14 protein-coding genes are annotated in these 15,292 nt (G+C 73.5%); 3 read left to right on the plus strand and 11 right to left on the minus strand.

What is annotated here, in order from left to right:
- Positions 1 to 62: 62 nt before the first annotated feature.
- A complete protein-coding gene (locus ACWEO5_RS25960) occupies positions 63 to 1,442 on the plus strand; it encodes a ricin-type beta-trefoil lectin domain protein (RefSeq protein WP_452164658.1) in 1,380 nt (459 codons plus the stop codon).
- Between the two features lie 37 nt (positions 1,443 to 1,479).
- Positions 1,480 to 3,663, plus strand: coding sequence for an RICIN domain-containing protein (locus ACWEO5_RS25965; RefSeq protein ID WP_452164659.1), 2,184 nt, complete (start codon positions 1,480 to 1,482; stop codon positions 3,661 to 3,663).
- Positions 3,664 to 3,732: 69 nt separating this feature from the next.
- Here ACWEO5_RS25965 and ACWEO5_RS25970 read toward each other — a convergent pair whose 3' ends face one another.
- The 3 genes from ACWEO5_RS25970 to ACWEO5_RS25980 all read right to left on the minus strand — a co-directional run bounded on the left by ACWEO5_RS25970 (position 3,733) and on the right by ACWEO5_RS25980 (position 6,347).
- Positions 3,733 to 5,328, minus strand: a complete 1,596-nt coding sequence (locus ACWEO5_RS25970) for an MFS transporter (RefSeq protein ID WP_452164660.1) — start codon at positions 5,326 to 5,328, stop codon at positions 3,733 to 3,735.
- A 93-nt stretch (positions 5,329 to 5,421) separates the two neighbouring features.
- Positions 5,422 to 5,913, minus strand: a complete 492-nt coding sequence (locus tag ACWEO5_RS25975; RefSeq protein WP_452164661.1) for a MarR family winged helix-turn-helix transcriptional regulator — start codon at positions 5,911 to 5,913, stop codon at positions 5,422 to 5,424.
- Between the two features lie 44 nt (positions 5,914 to 5,957).
- Entirely contained in the window at positions 5,958 to 6,347 is a 390-nt protein-coding gene (locus tag ACWEO5_RS25980; RefSeq protein ID WP_452164662.1) for a VOC family protein, read from the minus strand.
- Positions 6,348 to 6,503: 156 nt separating this feature from the next.
- Between ACWEO5_RS25980 and ACWEO5_RS25985 the strand changes: the two genes are divergently transcribed.
- Positions 6,504 to 7,145: a VanZ family protein gene (locus tag ACWEO5_RS25985; RefSeq protein ID WP_452164663.1), complete on the plus strand. Its 642-nt coding sequence runs from the start codon at positions 6,504 to 6,506 to the stop codon at positions 7,143 to 7,145.
- Between the two features lie 16 nt (positions 7,146 to 7,161).
- Here ACWEO5_RS25985 and ACWEO5_RS25990 read toward each other — a convergent pair whose 3' ends face one another.
- The 8 genes from ACWEO5_RS25990 to ACWEO5_RS26025 form a co-directional block, all read right to left on the minus strand.
- On the minus strand, positions 7,162 to 8,097 hold the full coding sequence (locus ACWEO5_RS25990) for a class I SAM-dependent methyltransferase (RefSeq protein ID WP_452164664.1): 936 nt from the start codon (positions 8,095 to 8,097) through the stop codon (positions 7,162 to 7,164).
- Between the two features lie 144 nt (positions 8,098 to 8,241).
- Complete coding sequence (locus tag ACWEO5_RS25995; protein WP_452164665.1) at positions 8,242 to 8,820, minus strand: helix-turn-helix domain-containing protein; 579 nt, start codon at positions 8,818 to 8,820, stop codon at positions 8,242 to 8,244.
- A gap of 20 nt (positions 8,821 to 8,840) precedes the next feature.
- Entirely contained in the window at positions 8,841 to 9,566 is a 726-nt protein-coding gene (locus tag ACWEO5_RS26000) for a hypothetical protein (RefSeq protein WP_452164666.1), read from the minus strand.
- 194 nt (positions 9,567 to 9,760) lie between these two features.
- Complete coding sequence (locus ACWEO5_RS26005; protein WP_452164667.1) at positions 9,761 to 10,246, minus strand: macro domain-containing protein; 486 nt, start codon at positions 10,244 to 10,246, stop codon at positions 9,761 to 9,763.
- 100 nt (positions 10,247 to 10,346) lie between these two features.
- Positions 10,347 to 12,092: a CocE/NonD family hydrolase gene (locus ACWEO5_RS26010; protein WP_452164668.1), complete on the minus strand. Its 1,746-nt coding sequence runs from the start codon at positions 12,090 to 12,092 to the stop codon at positions 10,347 to 10,349.
- Entirely contained in the window at positions 12,089 to 13,039 is a 951-nt protein-coding gene (locus ACWEO5_RS26015) for an MBL fold metallo-hydrolase (RefSeq protein ID WP_452164669.1), read from the minus strand. Before ACWEO5_RS26015 ends, ACWEO5_RS26010 begins: the two co-directional genes overlap by 4 nt.
- On the minus strand, positions 13,036 to 13,947 hold the full coding sequence (locus ACWEO5_RS26020; protein ID WP_452164670.1) for an alpha/beta hydrolase: 912 nt from the start codon (positions 13,945 to 13,947) through the stop codon (positions 13,036 to 13,038). Before ACWEO5_RS26020 ends, ACWEO5_RS26015 begins: the two co-directional genes overlap by 4 nt.
- Before the next feature lie 190 nt (positions 13,948 to 14,137).
- On the minus strand, positions 14,138 to 15,268 hold the full coding sequence (locus ACWEO5_RS26025; RefSeq protein ID WP_452164671.1) for an FAD-dependent oxidoreductase: 1,131 nt from the start codon (positions 15,266 to 15,268) through the stop codon (positions 14,138 to 14,140).
- Positions 15,269 to 15,292: the final 24 nt, after the last annotated feature.

Below are 15,292 nucleotides of genomic sequence, written 5' to 3' on the forward strand. Positions count from 1 at the left end.
ACCACTTTTTCGACGCCGGCGGGGCGGTTAGCGCTACCCTGGGAGGGTGGGCACCGGGACGAGTGTATCAGGCCGGCCTGCTGGTGGCCGGCGCCGGCTCGGCCTCGGCCGCGGCCAACGCCGGGCCGGGCTTCCCGGCCCACTACGCGGCGCCGTACCTGGAGACCTGGAACTCGCCGAACACCCTGGCGGACGCCCGCAACAGCGGCGGGCTGAAGTACGTCACCCTCGCCTTCGTGATCAGCGACGGCAGCTGCAACGCCACGTTCAACGGTAACACCTCGATCACGGACGCCGGTTGGACCAGCGCGATCAACGCGCACCGGGCGGCCGGCGGCGACGTGATCGCCAGCTTCGGCGGCGCCTCCGGCACCGAGCTGGGCCAGGCGTGCACCAGCGTCTCGACGCTCCAGGCCCAGTACAAGCGGGTGGTGGACGCGCTCAACCTGACCAGGATCGACCTGGACATCGAGGGCGGCGCGCTGAACGACACCGCCGCCAACGACCGCCGCAACCAGGCGCTGGCCCAGCTCCAGCAGGCCCAGGCGGCCGCGGGCAAGCGGCTGGACGTCAACTACACGCTGCCGGTCAGCCCTTCGGGGCTCGAATCCAACTCGATCAGCCTGCTGAACAACGCCAAGAGCCGCGGCCTGACCGTCAACGCCGTCAACATCATGACGATGGACTACGGCTCGCCGATGGACATGGGCCAGGCCGCGATCAGCGCCGCCAACGGCCTGCACACCCAGCTGGGCCAGATCTGGACCTCCAAGACCTCCGACCAGCTGTGGGCGATGGAGGGCAACACCCCGATGATCGGGGTCAACGACACCACCTCCGAGGTGTTCTCCACCGCCAACGCGCAGACTCTGGAGTCCTTCGCCGCGTCCAAGGGCATCCAGCTGCTCGCCTTCTGGGCGGTCGGCCGCGACAAGGCCTGCGCCAGTACCGGCACGCTGTCCGACAGTTGCAGCGGCACCCCGCAGTCGGCGTACCAGTTCTCCAAGACCTTCAACGCGATCACCGGCGGCGGCAGCACCACCCCGCCGCCGAGCGGCCGCACCGGGCAGGTCACCGGCTACGGCGGCAAGTGCGTGGACGTGGCGGCCGCCAGTTCCGCCAACGGCACCGCCGTGCAGCTCTACGACTGCAACGGCACCGCCGCCCAGCAGTGGACGGTGGGCACCGACGGCACGATCCGGGCGCTGGGCAAGTGCCTGGACCTGACCTCGGGCGGCACCGCCAACGGCACCCAGGCCCAGCTGTACGACTGCAACGGCACCGCCGCCCAGCAGTGGCAGGCGCAGTCGAACAAGACCCTGGTGAACCCGGCCTCCGGTCGCTGCCTGGACGCCACCGGCCCGTCCTCGGCGAACGGCACCCGGCTGCAGATCTGGGACTGCTTCGCCGGTGCCAACCAGCAGTGGAACCTGCCCGCCTGACCGCCCGTCGGTCCTCGACCTGAGAAAGGAGCCCCCGATGCGCAGCAGTAGAAGAAGGATCCTCCCGCTGACCGCCACGGCCGGCCTGCTCGCCTCCTCCGCGGCGCTGCTCGCCCCCGCCCCGTCCGCGCTGGCCGCCGTCCCGACCGGGGCGACCACCCTGGTGGCGCAGAACTCCGGCAAGTGCGTGGACGCCGCCGCGGCCGCCACCGCCAACGGCACCGCCGTCCAGCAGTACGCGTGCAATGGCACCACCGCCCAGCAGTGGCAGCTGCAGGACCTCGGCAACGGGTACGTCCGGATCAACAACCAGAACGACACGTCGAAGGCGTTGGACGTCGTCGACGTCTCCACCGCCGACGCGGCCAAGGTCCAGCTGTGGACGTACGGCGGCGGCCTGAACCAGCAGTGGCAGGCGGTCGCCGAGGCGGGCGGCGCCTACCACTTCGTCAACCGCAACAGCGGCAAGTGCCTGGACGTGCCGAGCGCCTCCACCGCGGACGCGGTGCAGCTGCAGCAGTACGCCTGCAACGGCACCGCCGCGCAGTCCTTCACCTTCGGGAGCACCGTCACGAACCCGCCCGGCACGCCCGACTTCGGGCCGAACGTGACCGTCTTCGACCCGTCGACGCCCACCGCGACCATCCAGGCCAAGCTGAACGCGGTCTTCTCGCAGCAGGAGTCCAACCAGTTCGGCACCCAGCGCCAGGCCCTGCTGTTCAAGCCGGGCAGCTACGGCGTGGACGCCAACGTCGGTTTCTACACCCAGGTGGCGGGCCTCGGCCTGTCCCCCGACGACGTCACGATCAATGGCGCGGTGCACGCCGAGGCCGACTGGTTCCAGGGCAACGCGACGCAGAACTTCTGGCGCTCCGCCGAGAACCTGTCGGTCAACCCGACCGGCGGCACCGACCGCTGGGCGGTCTCCCAGGCCGCGCCCTACCGCCGGATGCACGTGCGCGGCAACCTGCAGCTGGACGACGGCGGCTGGTCCTCGGGCGGCTTCATCGCCGACTCGAAGATCGACGGCCAGCTCCGCTCCGGCTCCCAGCAGCAGTGGCTGTCGCGCAACTCGCAGTGGGGCAGCTGGACCGGCTCCAACTGGAACATGGTGTTCGTCGGCGACGTCAACGCGCCCGCCAACTCCTTCCCCAACCCGCCCTACACCACCGTGAACCAGACCCCGGTGGTGCGCGAGAAGCCCTTCCTGTACGTCGACGCGGCCGGCGCCTACAAGGTGTTCGTCCCGGCGCTGCGCTCCAACACCTCCGGCACCACCTGGGCGGGCGGCGCGCAGCAGGGCAGTTCGCTGCCGATCGACCAGTTCTTCATCGTGAAGCCGGGCGCGACCGCGGCCGACGTCAACGCGGCGCTGGCCCAGGGCAAGAACCTGCTGTTCACCCCGGGCGTCTACCACCTGAACCAGACCCTGAACGTCAACCGCGCCGACACCGTGGTGCTCGGCCTGGGCCTGGCCACCCTCGTCCCGGACAACGGCATCACCGCGGTGAACGTGGCGGACGTGGACGGCGTCAAGCTGGCCGGCCTGCTGATCGACGCCGGGACGACCAACTCCCCGGTGCTGATGCAGATCGGCGCGGCGGGCTCCTCCGCCGACCACTCGGCCGACCCGACCTCGCTGCACGACGTGTTCTTCCGGATCGGCGGCGCGGGCGTCGGCAAGGCCACCCAGTCGCTGGTGGTCAACTCCAACAACGTGATCGGCGACCACATGTGGCTGTGGCGGGCGGACCACGGCAGCGGAGTCGGCTGGACCAGCAACACCGCCGCCAACGGGCTGGTCGTCAACGGCAACGACGTCACCATGTACGGCCTGTTCGTCGAGCACTACCAGCAGACCCAGGTGATCTGGAACGGCAACAACGGCCGCACGTACTTCTTCCAGAACGAGCTGCCGTACGACCCGCCGAACCAGGCCGCCTGGATGAACGGCTCGACCCGCGGCTACCCGGCCTACAAGGTCGCCGACTCGGTGACCGGCCACGAGGCCTGGGGCCTGGGCTCCTACGCCTACTTCAACGTCAACCCGGCCGTGGTCGAGGAGCACTCCTTCGAGGTCCCGAACCGCTCCGGCGTCCGCTTCCACGACATGGTGACCGTGTCGCTCGGCGGCACCGGCACCATCGCCCACGTCATCAACTCGACCGGCGGACCGTCCAACTCCAGCACCAACGTGGCCAACCTGGTCGCGTACCCGTAGGACCCCGGTAGGCCCGGCCCCCACCGGAAAGCGGCCGCCCCCTCCGTGCGGGAGGGGGCGGTCGTGCGTTCAGCTCCCGGTCGGGGCGAGCCGCTTGGGCAGTCCGGCCAGGGCGAGCAGCGCGCCGAGGGCGCACAGCACGGCGGTGGTGAGGGCCGCGGTGTGCACGCCGTTCAGGAAGGCGTGGTGGGCGCCCTCGGTGACGGCGGCGCGCAGGTCGGCGGGCATGGTGCCGCTGACGGGGGCGACGCCCATCGCCACCGCGTCCTCGGCGGTGGCCAACTGCCCGGCGGTGTCGGCGGGGACGCCCGCGGCGGTGAGCGCGCCGGGCAGGGTGGAGCCGACCCGGCTGCCGATCAGCGAGACCAGGACGGAGGTGCCGAGCGCGCCGCCGACCTGCAGCGCGGTGGACTGCAGTCCGCTGGCCACCCCGCCGTCGCGCACCGGGGCGCTGCCGACGATGGCGTCCGAGGAGGCCGCCATCACCATGCCGACGCCGAGGCCGGTCAGCACGAACGGCGGCCACATCGCCGCGTACGGGGAGTGCGCGTCCCAGCTCAGCAGCCAGAGCGCGGCGACGGCCTCCAGCACCATGCCGAGCGGCATGGTGAAGCGGGGGCCGAGGCGTCCGGTCAGCGCGGCGCCGAGCGGGGCGGCGACCACCGAGGCCAGGCTGAGCGGCAGGGTCCGCACGCCCGCCTGGACGGGGGTCAGGCCGCGGACGTTCTGCAGGTACAGCATCAGGAAGAAGATCACGCCGAGCAGCATGAAGAAGTTGACCGCGGTGACCACCGTGCCGATGCCCAGCGCCGGGCTGCGGAACAGCCGCATCGGCAGCAGCGGGTGCGCCACCCGGGTCTCGTGCCGGACGAACAGCGCCAGCAGCACCAGTCCGGCCGCGATCGCGCCGAGCGTGCCGGCCGAACCCCAGCCCCAGCTCTCGCCCTTGACCACGCCGAAGACCAGCGCGACCAGGCCGAGCGCCAGCAGCAGCACGCCGAGCAGGTCGAAACGGTGGTGGCCGGTGGAGTCGTTGCTCTGCGGCAGCACCAGCGCGCCGAAGGCGAGCCCGGCCAGGCCGATCGGCAGGTTGATGAAGAACACCGACTCCCAGCTGACGTGCTCGACCAGCAACCCGCCGACGATCGGGCCGAGCGCGGTCGAGCAGGACGCGACCATCGCCCACAGGCCGACCGCGGTGCCGAACTGCCGCGGCGGGAAGACCGCGCGCAGCAGGCCCAGCGTGTTGGGGATCAGCAGCGCGGCGCACACGCCCTGCAGGGCGCGGAAGGCGATGACCCCGCCGATCGACCCGACCAGTCCGATCATCACCGAGGCGGCCACGAAGCCCGCGACGCCCGCCAGGTAGAAGGTGCGGCGCCCGAACCGGTCGCCGAGCTTGCCGCCGAGGATCAGCAGCGCGGCCATCGCCAGCAGGTAGGAGTTGGTGACCCACTGCAGCCCGGCCGTGGAGGCGTGCAGGTCGCGGCCGATCTCGGGGTTGGCGATCGAGACCACCGAGCCGTCCAGGTTGACCATGAACAGGCCGATCGCGACCGCGATCAGCGTCAGCCACGGATTGGCGCGCAACCCGCCCGCACCGGGAACGGCCGCCGGAGGGGAGTGCGCGGGCAGGACGGGGTGCCCCGCCTGGGAAACGGGCATGGAACTGCCTTGTCTGTACGAGTGGCGAGTGGCGAGTGGCGAGTGACGAGTACGAGGGAAGGGGGGAGGGGGAAGGGGAGCGCCGGCGGGCGGTCAGCCGACGGGGTCGGTGCCGTCGCCGTCGGCGTACAGCAGCGCGGTGAGCGCCTCCAGCGCGCCGCAGGCCGAGCCGAGCGCGCCGCGCTGGCCGTCGGTCAGGGCGGCGAGCAGCCGGGCCAGGTGCGCTTCCTTGAGCGCCCGCGCCTCGGCGAGGCGGCCCAGGGCGAGGGGCGTCGGGTGCAGGTGGGCGACCCGCTTGTCCGCGGCGTCCGCCCGGCGTTCCAGCAGGCCCTGCTCGGTGAGCTGGGAGACCAGCGCGCTGACGTTGTTCGGCTTCATCTGCAGCACCCGCGCGCTCTCCCGCACCGTGATGCCGGTCCGCTCCTCGACCAGCCACAGCAGGGCGAGCTGACCTTCGGAGAGCGCCGGGTACGGGAAGTCCCGCGCGAGCCGCCGTTCCAGGGCCCGGTTCAGGGCGGGCAGCAGCGCCACGAGCACGGAGGCCGTGGGGTCCGCGTCGCCGCCGGGGGCGCTGGAGTCGAGCACGGGCCCACTTTAGGTATCCACAGATACCTATGTCAACATACCCATTACTCGGGGGTCGGAGCCCCGGCCCGCTCGGCCGTGCCGCGCAGCACGCAGAACTCGTTGCCTTCCGGATCGGCCAGCACCACCCAGCCCGTGCCGTCCGCGTTCCGGTGGTCGCCGACCAGGGCCGCGCCGAGGGCCAGCAGCCGTTCCGCCTCCGCGTCGCGCGAGGTCTCCGGGCGCAGGCAGAGGTGGACGCGGTTCTTGCCGCCCTTGGGCTCGGGCACCTGGTTGAAGTACAGCACCAGCCCGTCCGCCAGGGACACCTGCGTCTCCCGGTCCCCCGGCGCGCACTCCGGGTCGACCGGACGGCCCGTCACCGCGCTCCAGAACCGCGCCAGTCCGTAGGCGTCCGCGCAGTCCACCGCCACGTTCTGCACCATCGAAACCATGCCCGCGAGTCTCCCCCACCGACGCACCGGAAGGCGAACGGGGCACGCCGGGCCGAACGCCGCACGGACCGGCATGGGGGCGCCGCCCCGGGGTATCCGGCGCAGGCACGGAACCGGGAGCGGCGGATCGGACGCGTGAAGGGGAGGACTTCGACCGTGGGCAGAGAGCGGACGGCAGCGACGGGCAGCGGGCCGGAGAAGACGGGGACGGCAGGAACGGGGACGGGGGCGACGGACGGGAGCGGCTCCGCCTGGCACTGGAGGCGCTGGAGCAGCTGGCGCCCCCGGCCCGCGGACGCCCCGGCCGTGGCGGAGCGGCCCGGACCCCGCCCGTTCCTGCACCGCCGCGGGCCGTTGTCGCTGGCCGTCCGGTGGCTGGTCCTGCTGGCCGGGCTGGTGCTGACCGTGGTGTTCGCGGTCGGGCTGGCCCGGGTGACGCTGGTGCCGGAGCCCGGCGCGCGGGACCTGGTGCACCCCAACTTCCACCTCGGCGCCTCGCTCCGGGGCTACCTGGACCAGCCCGCCGTCCGGGCCGCGGCCCAGCAGGTCGGCGGGAACCTCCTGCTGGGCATGCCGTTCGGCGTGCTGCTGCCGGTGCTGTTCCCCCGGATGCGCGGCGTCCTGGCCGCGACGGCACTGACCGCGCTGGTGATGGTCACGGTGGAGGCGGCGCAGGGCCTCCTGGTGGAGGGCCGGGCCTTCGACGTGGACGACGTGCTGCTCAACACCCTCGGCGCCCTGCTCGCCCATCTCCTGCTGGGCCGGCGGATCGGCCGCACCCTGCACGAACGGCCCTGACCGCCGAGGCCGGGGTTCAGCGGCGGGCGGCCCAGACCTGGCGTTCGGTGCGCACCGCGAGGTCCTCGCGCCGGGCGATGCTGCCGGGGCCGTCGGCGTCGAGCAGGCGGTCCAGGGCGGCGAGGTCGGCGGGGTCGAGCTGCTCGGCGACGGCGGTGCGGATCCGGCGCAGGGTGGCCAGGGCGTAGCGGCCGACCGAGGGGTGCTCGGTGGCGTCGACGTCGATGGTGACGGTGCGTTCGCCGGTGACGGTGAGGCCGGCGGCGGTCAGCAGCGGGCCCCAGTCGGCGCCCCGGTGCGGGACGTGCTCGGCGTGCAGGTGGTCGGTCGCGGCGTGGCAGCGCTCCTCCAGGCCGGGCCGTTCGGCGGGGGCGTCGGCGGGCAGGAAGCGCGGGAACCCGGCCAGCTCGACCAGGGCGAACACGCCGCCGTCGCCGAGCAGTTCGCGGACCCGGCCGAGGGCCCGCCCGGGGTCGGCCAAGTGGTGCATCGAGGCGGAGGCCCACACCAGGTCGGGGGTGCCGAGCTCGGGCCAGCGCTCGGCGTCCAGGTCGGCCTGCACGGTGCCGACCCGGTCGTCCAGCCCCAGCGCGGCGGCCTTCTCGCGCAGGCGCAGCAGGTGCCCGGGCGAGGCGTCGACGGCGGTGACCCGGGCGGCGGGGAAGCGGCGCAGCAGGGCGAAGGTGCCGGCCCCGGTGCCGGCCCCGAGGTCGACGATCCGCCGCGGTTCGGCGTCCAGCGGCAGCCAGTCGGTGATCGCGGCGAGGTGCCCGGCCAGCACCTCGGCGTCCAGGTCGAGCACCTCAGCCTGCGCGGCCTCGTCCTCGGCCGGGTGCTGGTGCTGGTGCTGGGCGTGACCGTGGGTGTGCCCGTGCCCGTGGGCGTCGGCATCGGCATCGGCGTGGGCATGGGCGTCGGAAGGAGCGTGGGCGTGGGTGTGCGGGTGGCTCATGGGCCCACCGTACGGCGGTCATGCGCCTGGAGCACGCACCCTCCCGGAAAGCGCAAGACCTTGCCGTTCCCGCATGCCGCAGGCGCAAGCACGGACCGCCCAGCGGCCCCGCGCCGCGCCCCCGCGCCCCGCACCCCGCACCGCTCAGCAGTCGCGCGGGCCCGGGTCGGGCAGGTGGCCGCGGCGGGCGTCCCGGTCGAAGATGCCGAGGACCTCGCACGGGCCGCCCTCCGCCCCGAGGGCGTGCGGCATCATCGTGGGGAACTCGGCGGCCTGGTGGGTGGTGAGCCGGATCCGGCGGTGGCCGAGCATCAGGACCGCGGTGCCGGAGAGCACCACCAGCCACTCCCGCCCGGGGTGGGCGCGCATCCGGGCCGGGTTGTCGGGCGGCGGTCCGGTCACCCGCTGGCGCACCACGCTGATCCCCGGGTCGCCCTTGACCGGCCAGCGCATGGTGCCGTGCCGGGCGTCCACCGTCGGGCTGATCACCACGTCCTCGGCGGCGGTCTCCACCAGCTGGTCCAGCGTGGTGTCCAGGGCCTTCGCCAGGGTGACGAGCTGGTCGAGCGCGAGGCGGCGCTGCCCGTTCTCGATCCGGCTCAGCGAGGACTGGCTCAGCCCGGCCCGGGCCGCCAGCTCCTCCAGCGACCAGCCCTGCGCGACCCGCAGCGCCCGGATCCGCTTGCGGACCAGCCCGTCCAGGTCACCGGCGTCTTCCGTCATACCCGGCATCGTAAGCGGGGTCAGAGCAGGTCGGGCCCCGCGTGCCGGAGGACGCGGTCGGCGTCGACCAGGCAGGGCACGATCCGCTGGTGGATGTCGCCGAGCCGGTCCCGGACGGTCACCCGCACGTAGGCGTGTCGGACCACCGCGAGCGCGGGTTCGGCGAACCAGACGAGCACGCTGCGCTGTTCCCCGGCGAGGACGGCGTTGGGGGTCACCGAGGTGAAGCGGTAGTCCGTGCCGGAGCGCAGCCCGCGCGCGGCCGCGGCGGCCTTGACCGCGTCCAGGGTGGTCCAGCCGGTGCTGTGGGCCGTTCCGGGCTCCGCGGCGGAAGCGGCATCGGCGGCATCGGCGGGGTCGGCGGGGTCGGCCGCGAAGTCGAGGCGGTACTCGACCGCGGTCACCACCACCGCGGCGGAGCCGCCGTTGCACAGGAAGCCGACCCAGCTGAGCGCCCCGCCCGGCGCGTGGTCGGCGGTGACCCAGCCCGCGGAGCTCAGCATCGGCCGTACGGTACGGGCGAACTGGGCCCGCGCGACGATCGCGCCGACCGCGGCGAGCAGGGCCGCGGTGGCGCTCTGCGCGTCCAGCAGTTGCCAGGACCACGGCCAGGGCCGCCGGTCCGGCTCGGACAGGTTCTGCCACACCATGGTGTGCACGAACAGCAGGACGGACACCACCGCCAGGCCGTTGAGCACCCAGGCGACGAACGGATTGCGCCGCACCACTCGTTGCCGCAGGTCCATGCGTTCCCCCTCCCCGCTCCCCCGGACGCGCCGATTCGAACACCCGGCGCGTCTCCAGCGTCCCCCCGAACGCCCCGCCGCGGAAGGGGGCCGCAGCGGACGCCGAACGGCAGCGGGCGCTCGGCAACAGCGGATGCTCGGCGGCCGCGCCGAACGCCCGACGGCAGCGGTTCCGCTTCCCCCCGGGGGGGGTGCTACTGCCCGTGGTCGTAGACGGTGACGGGCACGCCCCGGTCGGTGAGGCGGGCGGTGATCAGGGGTTCGACGCGTTCCCACTTTCCACCGGCCAGGCCGCAGCCGATCCGGGGCATGTGGACGGAGGCGCCGAGGCGGCGGGCCTCGGGGGCGAGGGCGGCGAGGGCGGTGTCGATGGCGTCGTAGCGGACGGGGACGCCGGTGGAGCGGCCGGTGCGGATGCCGCGCTGGCCGACCAGGTTGGCCACCCACAACTGCGGCCCGACCTGGACGAGTTGCAGGGCGCCGAGGCCGAAGTCGTTGCCGGCCCGCTCGCGGTGCCAGCGGCGGAACGCGGCTTCGGGTTCGGGCCAGCGGCGGGAGAGCGCGAGGACGAAGCCCTTGCCCCAGCCGCCGAGGTCGTTGCAGACGTGCGCGATGATCCGCGGGCCCTTGCCCTGGGGCGCGGTGGCGTCCCCGCGCAGGTAGGTGATCGTTTCGGCCATGCCGGCATCCTGGCAGCCGGCACCGACAGTGTGCGGAGGATTTCGTCCGGTGCCGCCGGACGCCCGGGGGGACGCGTCCGGCGGCACCGGTGGCGGCACGTCAGTGTGCCGCCGGGTGGGGCTGCGCCGCGCCCGCGGTGGTGAAGGGGAGCACCAGGCGGGAGGGGTGCGCGGCGTCGCGGTGGATCTTGTGGGTGACGGGCCGGCCGACCGGGAGGTGGAAGGCGTCGGGCGGGAGGAGGGCGTTGTGCGCGTCGGCGAGCGGTTCGGCGTTGGAGAGTTCGGCGACGATCCGGTGCCCGGGCAGCAGGGTGGCGGCGAAGGGGTAGAGCCGCAGCACGTACTCCTCGATCGCGCCGGGTTCGACCGGGACCGCCCGGGTGTGCGGGTGGTACGGGTTGCCCTCGGTGGTGCGTTCGGCGTCGAGTTCGCGGTGCGAGGCCTTGAGGTAGCCGCTGGTGAGCAACTGCCGTGCGCCGCCGGGGGCTTCGTCCCAGAGCCGGAGGATCAGGTTGGTGTCCTCCTGGTCGATCTCGACGTACAGGTGGGCGGCGCCGGTGCCGATCAGCTCGGTCGGCGCCTCGAACGGCTCGGTGCGCCAACTGACGCTCTGGACGGTGTCGGTGACGGTGAGCGGGGCCTGGTAGAAGCCGTCGGGCGCGGCGTGCTCGCCGCCCATCCGCTCGGGTTCGGCGGAGAGCTTGTGCCGGGGGCGCAGGTAGAGCGGCGCGTGCGCGACGGGCTTGGGCGGCCACTGCTCGCCGGTGACGGTCTCCCGGGTGCCCTCGACGAAGACCCGGACGGCGGGCTCGTCCATGATCCCGTTGTCGACGCCCTTGAGCCAGTACGCGTACCAGCGGAACATCGTGTCGTGCTCCTCGATCCAGGGGCGCGACTGCATGGGCGGGTAGGAGCCGATGTCGAGCTTCTTGGGGCCCTTCAGGACGTCGAAGAGCTTGATGTGGCCGTCGACCGTCCAGCCGCGGCCCTGGTCGATCTGCAGGTAGACCGGGACGTCGGTGTGCGCGGCCAGGTTGACCGGGTTGCGCTCCTCGTACCAGGGGCCGTCGAGGTGGTTCATCACGATGTCGAACCAGAACTCGCGGTTCTTCGGGTACTTCAGGACGTGCACCAGGTTGGGCCAGGCGGCGACGTCCGGGTCGGCGAGGCGCTGTTCGACCAGCCGGTTGAGCTCCTCCGGCGGGTACTCCTCGATCATCCGGGACTTGACGTCGGTGTGCGCGATGCCGGAGTCGCCGCCGCGGCCCTCGCGGGCGGCGCGCGGCATGAACCACATGACGCCGCCGTGGTAGGTGGTCTCGTAGAAGTCGAAGTGGCCGCCGCTGACGAAGACCGCCTTCAGGTGCGGGGGGCGTTCGGCGGCGGCGAGGATCTGCATCGAGCCGAAGTAGGAGATGCCGATCATGCCGACGTTGCCGTCGCACCAGGGCTGGGCGGCGACCCACTCGACCACGTCGTACAGGTCCCGGCCCTGCGGGACGCCGCCGGCGTTGTAGTTGCCGATCATCGTCCCTTCGGAGTCGCCGGTGCCGCGCACGTCGCCGATGACGTGCACGTAGCCCTCGCGGACCACCCGGGCGATGTCGCCGGCCTCGATGCAGCCGTCCCACATCGGGCTGGGGCGGCGCTGCGGCGGGGTGGTGAGGGCGAGCGCCTGGAGTTCCTTGCCGTAGGCGCTCATCGCGATCAGCGCGGGGCGGGGCGTGTCGCCGGGGGCGTGGTAGGCGTCGGCGGCGAGGTGGACGCCGTCGCGCATCGGCACCCGCAGGTCCTTGCGGACCGCGATGGTCTCCTCGCCCGCCCGGAGGGTCCGGTGGTCGCTCATGGCGTCGCTCCTGTGTGCTGGTGGGGGTCGTGGTGGTAGCCGGAGAGGGAGGTGAGGAACGGCGCGGGCTCCAGCGTCGGGTCCCCGGTGTAGCCGAGGCGCTCGGCGGCGGCCGCGAACGGCGCGTACGGCGAGTCGTCGTCGGGCCGGACGGCGCACAGGCAGGCGGCCTCGGCGACGGCGGCCTCCGCCTGCAGGCTCTGCCCGATCGCCTCGCGGGCCTGCGCCGCGTCCAGCTCGACGCCGTACGGGGTGCCGTCGGCGCGCCGGTACGGGTGGCCGAGGTAGAGCCGGCGCGGGGCCAGCTCGTCGCGCAGGTACGTCAGCGAGGCCCGGTAGCCGGCCGGGTCGGTGTAGCCGGGGAAGCCGTTGGCGGCGCCGTGCACCTGGACGGCGTCGCCGACGAACACGTCGTCCTGGCCGTCGATCCGGTAGGCGACCGAGCCGGCGGTGTGGCCGGGGAGGGCGTGCACCGAGACGGTGGTGCCGCCGCCGAGGTCGAGCGTCTCGCCGCCGCGCACCAGCAGGTCGGGCTCCAGTTCGCCGGAGATGACGGCCCGTCCGGCGGCCGCCACCGCCGCCGCCCCGTCGGGGTCGCGGAGGTGGCGGCCCCGCCCGGCGAGGTACTCGTCGACATGGGCCCGCCGGGAGCGCAGGAGGGGTGCGTCGGCCTCGTGGATCACCACCTTCGCCCGGCCGCCGGTGAGGGCGCGCAGCGCGTGCGCGCCGCCGATGTGGTCGATGTGGCCGTGGGTCAGCAGGATCCACCGGACGTCCTCGATCCGCCGGCCGAGCGCGGCCAGTGCCGGGGCCATGCCCCCGGCGGGCGAGGTGGCGATGCCGGTGTCGACGATCGCCGGTTCGGGGGCGTCGATGAAGAAGCTGTACAGGCCGAACCTGCCCCACGGCGAGACCAGCGGGTGCACGGCCACCGGGGCGCCGGTCACGCGTCCTCCCCCGCCGGGCGGGCGGCCGGGCCCGCGAGGAAGGCGGCGGTCTGCTCGAACACCCGGGCGTACTCGGGCAGGTGGGAGAAGTGCTGGACGAAGCCGTGCCCCGCGCCCCGGTACCGGCTGACGGTGACCGGCACGCCCGCCGCCCGCAACCGCTCGCCGTACGCCTCGCCCTCGTCGCGCAGCGGGTCGTACTCGGCGGTGACGATCAGGGCGGGCGGCAGGCCGGTGAGGTCGGCGCGGCGCAGCGGGGAGACCTCGGGGTCGGCCGGGTCGGCGCCGTCCAGGAAGAAGGCGTTGAACGGCTTGAGCCCGGCGGTCTCCAGGCCGTAGCCGGTGGCGTTCTCCCGCCGGGAGGGCCAGCGGTCGGTGTCGAAGTCCAGGTCCAGGGACGGGTAGTAGAGCACCTGGTGGGTGACGGCGTCCTTGGCACGGGCGGCGACGGCGGCGGCGTAGGTGCCGCCGGAGCTGTCGCCCGCGACGGCGAGGGTGCGCCCGTCCCAGCCCGGGTCCTGCGCGGCCCAGCGCAGCACGGCGGTGCAGTCGTCCAGCCCGGCGGGGTGCGGGTGCTCGGGGACGAGCCGGTAGTCGGCCGAGACCACCCGCAGGCCGGTCGCGGCGGCCAGCGAACGGGCCACGTGGTCATGGGTGTTGACGCTCCCGAGGAAGAACGCCCCGCCGTGCAGGTACACCAGCGTCCCGTGCCGCTCGGCCGCGCTCGGCGTGTACACCCGGACGGGGACACCGCCGTCCGTCACCCGGTCCTCGACCGCGAACGGCTCGGGCCCGGCCGGCGGCAGGTGCGCCTCCTCGGCGGCCCGCATCGCCACCGGGTCGAGCGGCCCGGGCGGCGGGGCGGGCATGGCCGCGAGGGCTGCGGCGATCTCGGGGTGCAGGGGCATCGGTGGCTCAACTCCTTGCTGGGAACGGGTTGCTTCACGGAGAAGGAAGGGAACGGACGGACAGGCACGGCACCGAACAGGACGTTCCCGCGCAGCGAAAACCCGCGCAGCGAAAACCCGCGCAGCGAAAACCCGCGCAGCGAAAACCCGCGCAGCGAAAGCGCTGCTGCCCGTGCTGTCCCCGCCCCCGTCAGGGGGCCTGGCGGCCGACGTTGCCCGCGACGGCGCCGGGCTTCTGGCCGGGGAAGACGTCGTCGATCTCCTGTTCGGTCCAGCCCTGGCGGGAGATCCGCTGGAGTTCGTCGGTGACGGGTTTGCGGGTGGCCCGGTAGGCGGCCAGGGCCTCGGGCACCGAGTCCGCGGCGCGCAGGGCGTCGGCGAGGGCGCCGGCGTCCTCGATCGCGGAGTTGGCGCCCTGGCCCTGATGGTGGAGCATCGAGTGGGCGGCGTCGCCGACCAGGACGACGGAGTCGGTGTGCCAGCGCTCGACGGGGTCGATGTCGTAGACGGCGCGGACGTTGACGGTGCCGAGGTCGAGGTCGCGGGTCATCGCGACGATCCGCTCGTCGAAGCCCTCGACGGTGGCGAGCAGGTCGGCGTGGGTGATCCTGGGCGCCCAGGTGTCGTCGGGGCACAGCGCGGTGATGTCGAAGGAGACCTGGCCGCGGTGGCGCAGCGGCAGCAGGTAGACCTTGGTGCCGCGGCCGATGTACATCCGCAGGTTGTCGTCGGGGCACATGCCGTGGGTGTCGGCGAGGTCGATGACGGCGCGGTAGGCGTGTTCTCCGGAGAACACCGGCTCCTTCGTGCTGAACAGTTCGCGGCGCACCACGGACTTGATGCCGTCCGCGCCGACCACCAGGTCCGCTTCGACGGTGGTGCCGTCGGCGAAGGCGAGCCGGGCCCGGTCGCCGAGGTCGGTGACGGCTTCCAGACGGCGGCCGAGGTGCAGCATGCCGTCGGGGAGGACGCCGAGCAGGGCGTCGATGAAGTCGCCGCGGTGGATCAGGTGGGTGCGGGTGGGTTCGGCGTAGCTCTCGGTGCCGGGCCACGCCTCTTTGAGCATGGGGGTGGCGGTGGCGTCGAGGATCTCGAAGTAGTCGCTGGGCGAGGAGACGCCGGCGATCGCGTCGAAGATGCCCCACTGCCGGAACCGGTCCATGGTGGCGGGGCGCAGGCCGATGCCGGCGCCGACCTCGCGGATCCGGCTGGCCTGTTCGTAGACGTCGACCTGCGCGCCGAGCAGGCTGAGCGCCTTGGCCGCGGCGGCGCCGCCGTACCCGGCACCGACGACGGCGATCTTCAGGTTGCTGAGCTGCATGGTGGCGCTTCTCTCTTGCGTCTG

The organism is Kitasatospora sp. NPDC004272 (assembly GCF_053603035.1).

Excerpts from the sequence above, each read along its gene's own strand:
- ACWEO5_RS25995 (WP_452164665.1), bottom strand. The coding sequence starts at position 8,820 with ATGACGGAAGACGCCGGTGACCTGGACGGGCTGGTCCGCAAGCGGATC.
- ACWEO5_RS26005 (WP_452164667.1), bottom strand. The coding sequence starts at position 10,246 with ATGGCCGAAACGATCACCTACCTGCGCGGGGACGCCACCGCGCCCCAG.
- ACWEO5_RS25970 (WP_452164660.1), bottom strand. The coding sequence starts at position 5,328 with ATGCCCGTTTCCCAGGCGGGGCACCCCGTCCTGCCCGCGCACTCCCCT.
- ACWEO5_RS26010 (WP_452164668.1), bottom strand. The coding sequence starts at position 12,092 with ATGAGCGACCACCGGACCCTCCGGGCGGGCGAGGAGACCATCGCGGTC.
- ACWEO5_RS26020 (WP_452164670.1), bottom strand. The coding sequence starts at position 13,947 with ATGCCCCTGCACCCCGAGATCGCCGCAGCCCTCGCGGCCATGCCCGCC.
- ACWEO5_RS25965 (WP_452164659.1), top strand. The coding sequence starts at position 1,480 with ATGCGCAGCAGTAGAAGAAGGATCCTCCCGCTGACCGCCACGGCCGGC.
- ACWEO5_RS25980 (WP_452164662.1), bottom strand. The coding sequence starts at position 6,347 with ATGGTTTCGATGGTGCAGAACGTGGCGGTGGACTGCGCGGACGCCTAC.
- ACWEO5_RS25990 (WP_452164664.1), bottom strand. The coding sequence starts at position 8,097 with ATGAGCCACCCGCACACCCACGCCCACGCTCCTTCCGACGCCCATGCC.
- ACWEO5_RS26000 (WP_452164666.1), bottom strand. The coding sequence starts at position 9,566 with ATGGACCTGCGGCAACGAGTGGTGCGGCGCAATCCGTTCGTCGCCTGG.
- ACWEO5_RS26025 (WP_452164671.1), bottom strand. The coding sequence starts at position 15,268 with ATGCAGCTCAGCAACCTGAAGATCGCCGTCGTCGGTGCCGGGTACGGC.